The sequence below is a fragment of the Microcoleus sp. BR0-C5 genome (genome assembly GCF_036705045.1).
Lineage (GTDB): Bacteria > Cyanobacteriota > Cyanobacteriia > Cyanobacteriales > Microcoleaceae > Microcoleus.
Genome location: NZ_JAUBTR010000132.1, coordinates 1 through 7,943 on the forward strand (window position 1 = coordinate 1; position 7,943 = coordinate 7,943).

Genomic DNA, 7,943 nt, shown 5'->3' on the forward strand with positions numbered 1-7,943 from the left:
TACTGAATATGCTTTCATTGGTGTATTTTTTTAATCTATTCTTATTGTACCTCATAACACCCGGAAGTGCTGTAAGCCTGATTACTTCACCAAAAGCCAAAAACACCGCTCTATAATGACCTCGCGCCAACTTAAGCATGAACACTCAAAGATCCGTTTCAGGCGCACCCCACCAACATCTCAGCAGGCCAACTATTCGTTGTGTCGCAGTTGCGCGACATCACACCCAATTACAGGCTATAAAACTGCAAACATTGCTAGTTTACCACCGCAAAGCATCCGCTTGCTTTCGAGTCAGATGAACCGCTTTATTGGGCGCAAACTCTTTTTGCGACCAAAGGAAACCTGTCCATCCAATTAAAGCACCGACACCCAACTTTGTCAACTGATGGACTACCAAACTGCGCCGTTTGAGCAAACTGTTAGGGGTGGATATGGTGTTGCATAAAAGAGGTGGCGAGACTCAAATGCGATCGCGGCAATTGTTTTGCAACTTGCCTAAAATTACCCGATCGACTATTGTTCCTAATAGATATCATCCCAAATCTGGCTTATGAGTTACGCATAAATACCAAAGAAACCGGGTTTTTTACCAGCGTTAAAGGCTCAACTCCAGTGTTTTCTTCGTAAAAAACCCGGTTTCTGCGTCCCACCGATCGCCCTAAACTTGATATAACAACCAACAAAAACATGACAGCAATATTACCGCCTTGGATAGTTTTAGACTCCCTATTGCACAACTGGCTACTAGAAGATATCGGTAGGGGCGATCGCACAACATCAGCCTTATTTCCCACAGCAAGCATCCAGGGTACTGCTAAATGGATTGTCAAAGAAGCTGGAGTCATTGCCGGATTGCCGATCGCCGATCGCACATTTAAACTTTTAGACAGCAGCCTCAGTTTTATCCCCCAAGTAGCAGAAGGGAAACTGTGCGAAAAAGGAGAAGTAATTGCCGAGATTTCCGGCAATTTCGATGCGCTGCTAACCGGAGAAAGAGTAGCATTAAACTTGGCAATGCGTTTGAGCGGCATCGCTACTTTAACTCAAAAATATGTTGACAAAATTGCCGATTTGCCCGTGCAATTAGTGGATACGCGCAAGACAACGCCGGGATTGAGATTGTTGGAAAAATACGCAACTCAAGTCGGCGGTGCTTGCAATCACCGGATGGGATTAGATGACGCGGTGATGGTGAAAGATAATCACATTGCGGCGGCTGGGGGAATTGCAGAGGCGATCGCCCTAATTCGCAATTCTATCCCCTATCCGCTGACAATTGAAGTCGAAACTGAAACTCTCGCCGAAGTAGAAACGGCTTTGCAGCACAAAGCCGATATTATCATGTTAGATAATATGTCCTGTGATTTGATGCGGCAGGCTGTGGCAATAATTCGCCAAAAGAGCGATCGGGTAAAAATTGAAGCTTCCGGCAATGTTACTTTAGAAACTATTAGGAGTGTCGCCGAAACCGGAGTTGACTATATTTCCACCAGTGCTCCGATTACGCGATCGACTTGGCTGGATTTGAGCATGAAAATTAATAGTAATACCCGCAGTCCGGCAGGGGTTTAAACCCCTGCCTCAAAGCTGAAGTCCTCACTTCAGAGGACTAATAGACATCTCCAAAAAAGAACTTGAAACCCAAGTCAAGCCTAAGCTAAAATCTAATTTCGGGAGAAGTCTAATGAATTATTCAGTCCTCTTTTAGAGGACTTTCGCTATGAGCCAGGGGTTTAAACCCCTGGCGGTATTTGGGGCCCGAGCGATATTTCGGCTTAAGTTGATACCAATGGGCAAGGCCGTGTCCGACATTGCTGAGAGTCAACTGTTAACTATTGGTTAGTTATTACCAATAACCAATAACCAATAACCACTAACTACTAACAAATTACTAAGCTGTGGAGCATTTAAACCACTAACGAGGCCCGTAGGGTGCGTCAGCTCTCGCTCGCTTCCACCGGCAAGGGAAACGCTGCGGCCCGTGGCACCATACAATACTATTTTAAATGCTCCACAGCTTACTTCGAGATAAAATGAACCCAAAAATGCCCGTCAGGTATACAGAGGCTGCGGATTAAGCGGTAAGTATAGTGCAAGTAAGCACCGCTGAGACTTGTGTCGTAGCCGATGGGGAACCACTCGCCATAGGGATCGTGAACGAAGAATCCCTCGCTGTCGTAGCCTGCGACAACTATAATGTGACCGAAAGACGTGAAGTATCCGTGGATGACAGCGGGATTTCCACTGGCTAGCCAATCTTGAACGTCATCAATAGTTGCATTCTCGGTAAAGAAATCTTGAGCGCCGTAATCTCTAACAATCTTTGCTAAATCGTAGGGGTCCCAGCGGCTGTAACCTTTGGCGATCGCATATTCGTAGAGTTCGTCTTCATATTGCCCGGTTTGTTTGCGCCGTGGCACCTTCAAAAAGTCCAGACACATCGCTAATGAAGTTACATTGCAAGAACCTGTAGGATTATTCAAGTTATCCATTTGCGATAGATAAGGAATGCCAAGCCTGACAGTTGGGGGATTAGGTTTCGGAAAAAGTAGAATGCTGTCTTGAGTAATTTGAGCGTGCCCTCCGAAAACATACCAAACCCCTGAACCTTTGAAAGACTCGTTGCGGAGAGCAACTCTGATGTGACAGCGAGCCGGAGCAAAAGCCAGGATCTCCAACTCTTTTCCGGCTGGTATTACTTGTTTTTCTGAGTCCTGAAGTTGAGAAGACGCCACCGGTTTTGATTTAAAAATGGTGTCTCTGAGCGTTTTCAGGATCAGGGGCTGTGTGGGAATGTCCTCTGGTTTGGTTTCGATCAGCTTTTTGGCTGTGACTGCTCCCAAAAAACCCGCTTCGCCGCACTTCATCAGAGTTTGAAATCGGTGGAGGGTGGCGGTAGAGAGAGGGCCAAAAATTCCGTCTACGGGAGGCTTCAGTAAACCCAGGTCAATGAGGCGGCTTTGAATTTGGCCACTGAGTTCGTCGTCTGCGGCAATTGCTTTGGCATCGTACCTAATGTTTGAGTTGAGAAAGTTTTGTAATTTCATGCTTGCGTGCCCCTGTCAATCGATTTTAGATTTTAGATTTTAGATTTTAGAATTACGATCGCCGATAAATCTGGTTTCCCTAGACTAAATTGCTTGTTCGTCAATAATTCCCAGTTTATCGTCTCATAAAATTACGGTAATTTTGTCGCTCAATCGATTTTAAATTTTAGATTTTAAATTTTAGATTTTAGAATTACGATCGCCAATAAACCCGGTTTTCCTAGACTAAATTGCTGGCTCATCAATAATTCCCAGTTTATCGTCTCATAAAATTACGGTAATTTTGCCGATCGATTTTAGATTTTAGATTTTAGAATTACGATCGCCAATAAACCCGGTTTTCCTAGACTAAATTGCTGGCTCGTCAATAATTCCCAGTTTATCGTCTCATAAAATTACGGTAATTTTGCCGATCGCCCGTACCTTAAAGGCTTCATACTAATTATTGGATACAAAACCTTCAAGGCGAGAGCCGATCGAATTTCACGCACTATTGACTAAAAATCCCTGGTGCGCGTTGACATTGTTTCTGCCGAATTCCGAATGCTGTTGGATGCCTCAAAAGCAGAGGGATGGCAGAATTGCCCTGTTGAGGCGAAGTCAGATTTATGCTTCGTCCGGCCGAATTACCACAACACCCATTGCGTCGGGAGACAGATATTTGACAGCGGCTTCTCGGAGATCCTCGGCAGTCTGAGCTTGGATGCAGGCGGCATAGTTGAGGGCGGGAGCGATATCTCCTACCATCGACTGATAGTAACCGTACAAACTTGCTCGATCGCTCGGAGTTTCGTTACCAAAGATAAACCGATTGGCTACTTGAGTGCGAATGCGGGAAATTTCGGCATCTGTCACCAGTTCGGTTTGGAGAGTGCGGATGTGTTGGACGATGGCTGCTTCCACTGCTGCCAAGTTTTCTGTTGCTAGTTGAGCAGAAATCGAGAATACGCCGCCGAGCCGCTGAGTCATGTTGCTGACCGAAATTGACGAAACTAACCCTTTTTCTTCGCGCAAATCTTGAACCAAGCGAGTTGTGCGGCCGTGACCCAATATTGTCGCCAAAACGTCGAGGGCATAAGTTTCCGACATTTCCATGAAACCGGGCACTCGCCACATCAGGATCAGTCGGGCTTGCTGAAGGGCAGAGTCTACAAATTCGCGGCGGACTGTTTCTGTAAACGGCGATTCTTGGCCGTAGTTGGGGATTTGGGCTTCTGGGTGAAAGTTGCCGACAGCAGGCACATTTATTTTGTTGTTTTGTGCTGTGCTTTTTGCTGCGAAACTGTCTGCGACAATTTCTATTAGTTGATCGACTGGCAAATTGCCTACAGCTACGGCTGTCATGGCCCCTGGGTGATATCTACTGCTATGGAAATCCCGCATTTGTTGCGCTGTCAACTGTTCGATTACCGCAGTCGGGCCGAGTACCGGTCGCTTGTACGGCAGGACTTCAAACGCTAATTCCATCGATCGCTGATAGGTGCGGCGGCGGGGATTGTCTTCCGATCGTCTAATTTCTTCCAATACTACCAACCGTTCGCGATCGAAGGCGTCGTCGGGAATGCTGGCGTTGAGCAACACATCGACTTGCAGGGGAGCTAGTTCGGCAAAATCTTTAGGAGCTGTGGTGATGTAATAGTTAGTGTAATCTTGGCTGGTGGCAGCATTGGTGACAGCGCCGCGTTGCTCGATCGCGCGCTCAAATTCGCCACTGGGAATGCTGGGAGTTCCCTTAAAAATCATGTGTTCTAAAAAGTGAGCCATGCCGTTAATGTCGTCTGGTTCGACGGCTGAGCCTAAATTGAGCCACACGCTGAGGTTAACAGCATCGACCGGCAAGTGTTCGGCTATAACGGTGAGGCCGTTGGGGAAATGGCGGATTGTTGGGGCGTTGAGGGGCGATCGGGCGGAGGTTTTGAGTAGGGTTGATGTCATTGTGCTTTTAAATTTATCTTGTTCTCTATATCTTAAAGGGTCTTTAAGGAAGAGCTCACGCATTGGGCATTTGGGGCGAAAAATGCAATTAGATATGGACGGTAATGCACGCACCGAGTTTATGGTCTCCCGGAAGAAGTCTTGTTAACGTATTTCTGGGATCGCGATCGTTAATTTATCCTAATAGTTGCCCAAGTCCTCTGTTTTTTTGGTGACAGCATTCGATGGAAAATCGAAGATTGAATAAAAACTTAGTATTTCGACAACCAGCTTTTCAAAGATTTTGGCGATCGACTTCGGGGAAAATCGGCTTAATTTTGACTGTAGCGCTGACGATCGCGGCACTGTTGGCCCCCCTACTTTCTCCTTACGATCCGGCGGTCGATCGAGATTATTTGTTGCGCTTAGTGGCTCCTAGCGCTAAACATTGGTTTGGCACCGACGGTTTGGGGCGAGATTTGTTGGTGCGGGTGTGGCACGGATTGGGGATATCTTTACTTGTTAGTCTGGTTTCTGTGGGTGCGGGTTTAATTGTGGGAGCGCTTTTGGGGCTGGTGGCCGGGTATTTTCGGGGGGTGCTGGAAATTGCGATCGGCACTTTGGCGGATATTTTGCTAGCTTTTCCTTCAATTTTACTGGCGATCGGCGTTGTTACCGTCACCGGGCCGAGTTTGCAAAGCGTAATTATCGCCGTCAGCCTCGTGCAAATTCCGATTTACATCCGCTTAACTCGCAGTATGGTGCTGTCTCTGCGGGAACAAGAATTTGTTTTGGCTGTCAAGGCCTTGGGCGCCAGCGACTTGCGGATTATTTTTCGCCACATTTTGCCGGGAAGTCTCGCGCCTCTAGTCGTACAAGCAACTCTTTCGACTGGTACGGCGACACTAGAAGCTGCTGGTTTGGGTTTTTTGGGTTTGGGCGCACAGCCACCCGCCCCGGAGTTGGGAACTATGCTTTCTGATGCTTTTAAGGGCGGATACGCTCTTTCTTCTCCTTGGACGATCGTGTTTCCAGGTTTGCTGATTACTTTGACTGTTCTGGGTTTCAACCTTTTGGGGGATGGCCTGCGAGACGTTTTAGACCCCAGATCCAATGCTGCGGCAAGGAAATAGGAATATTCAGGACTTATGCAGCAAGCACAGTATTTGAGCAATACTGTGCATCCTCTAAAAATTGTTCAGGTATGCTCAAACTTTTGGCCGGAGTTGAAGCCATTTCAAAGTCGTAGCCTGGGCTGCCGACTGAGGTGATACCCGCTATGACTGCCTGCATTAAGATTGGCCCGGATAGGCGGCAGTCGTGCCCGATTGCGATTGTTCATTCTGCCGCTGATTTATTGACTTTTTGCACCAGCAAACTCACAAAGGCTTGCCCCAAAATAGTCGCCATTTCCGGGGTGGGATTAACCTGTTCGTCTGGAACGCCTTCAATGGTGATACCGCGAATGTCTGAACCATGTTGCAGCTTTTTTAAGTTATAGCTGGTAAAAGTATAGTCATTTATTGCATGACATGGGAGGCTTTAAGTCCCTCCCCCTTCACTTTTACTTGGAGCGGATTGACCCGCATTGGCCCAACTACGCAGCTCCCTATCAAGAGTGCTAAACGCATTTGGGATTGCTTTTCTGAGGATGTTATAAGCGGCATTAACATCGGAGTTAATTAATTTACCAACCGATGTTTTATACAAGCCTCTTTTGATCCGCCTGCCACTAAATGCAACATCCTTGTCTGTCTTTCCGTACACAGGAATTGGATCTAGACCCAGAAAATTTGCGCGAGACGTGTACGACTCTTCTTGCAAGACAACCTTAATTCCAACCAGTCGAGCTTTGTATTCCAACATCTCAATTAGTCGAGCGTGAGGAATACTGACAAAGTTTTGATTGGTTCGTTCCCCTAAATTGATCTCAGTCTTCCACTGTTCATTTTTGCCAATCACCAACGTTCCAATTTGTTTCGCGCTTAAAATTTCAACAATTAAGCGACTGGCGTGATGTAAGTAGTTATCAATTTTTTGATGGCGACAGCGAGTTAATCGTTGAAGACGGGATGAAGTTTTGCGACTCCCTTTCAATTGAGTTTGTAGCCGTGCTTTACGTTTGTTGTAGAACTGGTTGATTGATTTTAATGGTCGCCCGTTAATCAGGAGCGGAATAAAATCCGGCTGATTTGAAGTTAACGCCACCAAATTATCCAGTCCTAAATCAATACTAGCTACAAATTCATTCTCGCCGATGGGGGACTCCTGCTCATTATGAATTACCTCAATTACATACGAATCGCATTTGGGAACCAATCTAACTTGGCAAATTCGATCGGGATTTACTTTGGTTTTGATTGAGAGATTAGTGCCCGACAGCTTAATAATTCCTTTTTTCAACAGTTTGCTACTAATTGCTTGAATTGTGTAAACAAGAATGTTTCGCCCTTTGACTTTATCTTTGTAATTGGGTAGTTTCGGGCGACCAGTGAATTTAGAAGAATCCACTTTGTAAGCCTTGATCGCTTCAAAAAATGATTTCCAATTCTTGTCTAGTACCATCAAGATTTGTTGACTAACTTTGGCCGGCAAAGCCTTGTATGATTCATGGGATTTCATCAAGCGGTTCATTTCGTTGTAATTGACATAGTTCCATCCATAAATAAAGCTTTGACGAATGACGTAATTGGCGGCATTGTAAAGGTTCTTGGACTTGAAAGCTAGTTCGTCAATTTGGGCGAAACGGCGTTCCGTTGATTTAATGATGTGTCTCTCTGTTAGCTGCATTAGACCTCTTGCAAAATAATTTTATGATATAATGGAAAATTTTGCTTTACTGGATTGAATCCCAACTCTTAACTTATTTTTACTCTTGCCTTGCTAGAAACAGGATAAGATACTAGAAACTTATATTGGTTGTTGCACAATCAGTAAATCATGAAAAATCAATCTTATCTAAATTTGACATCTCATCAA

At 45.6% G+C, this 7,943-nt stretch carries 5 protein-coding genes and 1 pseudogene; 2 read left to right on the plus strand and 4 right to left on the minus strand.

What is annotated here, in order from left to right; genetic code table 11:
- The first annotated feature begins 690 nt into the window (after positions 1–690).
- A complete protein-coding gene (gene nadC / locus QUB08_RS30680) occupies positions 691–1,575 on the plus strand; it encodes a carboxylating nicotinate-nucleotide diphosphorylase (RefSeq protein ID WP_333229927.1) in 885 nt (294 codons plus the stop codon).
- 446 nt (positions 1,576–2,021) lie between these two features.
- Here the strand turns inward: nadC and QUB08_RS30685 are convergent, their stop codons facing one another.
- Positions 2,022–3,050: a C39 family peptidase gene (locus QUB08_RS30685; RefSeq protein ID WP_333229929.1), complete on the minus strand. Its 1,029-nt coding sequence runs from the start codon at positions 3,048–3,050 to the stop codon at positions 2,022–2,024.
- 606 nt (positions 3,051–3,656) lie between these two features.
- Positions 3,657–4,985: a pitrilysin family protein gene (locus QUB08_RS30690; RefSeq protein ID WP_333229931.1), complete on the minus strand. Its 1,329-nt coding sequence runs from the start codon at positions 4,983–4,985 to the stop codon at positions 3,657–3,659.
- A gap of 239 nt (positions 4,986–5,224) precedes the next feature.
- On the opposite strand from QUB08_RS30690, the gene QUB08_RS30695 reads away from it, so the two are divergent.
- Complete coding sequence (locus tag QUB08_RS30695) at positions 5,225–6,097, plus strand: ABC transporter permease (RefSeq protein WP_333229933.1); 873 nt, start codon at positions 5,225–5,227, stop codon at positions 6,095–6,097.
- A gap of 13 nt (positions 6,098–6,110) precedes the next feature.
- Here the strand turns inward: QUB08_RS30695 and QUB08_RS30700 are convergent, their stop codons facing one another.
- Positions 6,111–6,299: a hypothetical protein gene (locus tag QUB08_RS30700; protein WP_333229935.1), complete on the minus strand. Its 189-nt coding sequence runs from the start codon at positions 6,297–6,299 to the stop codon at positions 6,111–6,113.
- 185 nt (positions 6,300–6,484) lie between these two features.
- Positions 6,485–7,754 (minus strand): annotated as a pseudogene (locus QUB08_RS30705) (RNA-guided endonuclease InsQ/TnpB family protein).
- Between the last annotated feature and the right edge of the window lie 189 nt (positions 7,755–7,943).

Bases quoted from the DNA above. Each gene is read 5' to 3' on its own strand.
- nadC (WP_333229927.1), top strand. From the start codon at position 691: ATGACAGCAATATTACCGCCTTGGATAGTTTTAGACTCCCTATTGCAC.
- QUB08_RS30685 (WP_333229929.1), bottom strand. From the start codon at position 3,050: ATGAAATTACAAAACTTTCTCAACTCAAACATTAGGTACGATGCCAAA.
- QUB08_RS30690 (WP_333229931.1), bottom strand. From the start codon at position 4,985: ATGACATCAACCCTACTCAAAACCTCCGCCCGATCGCCCCTCAACGCC.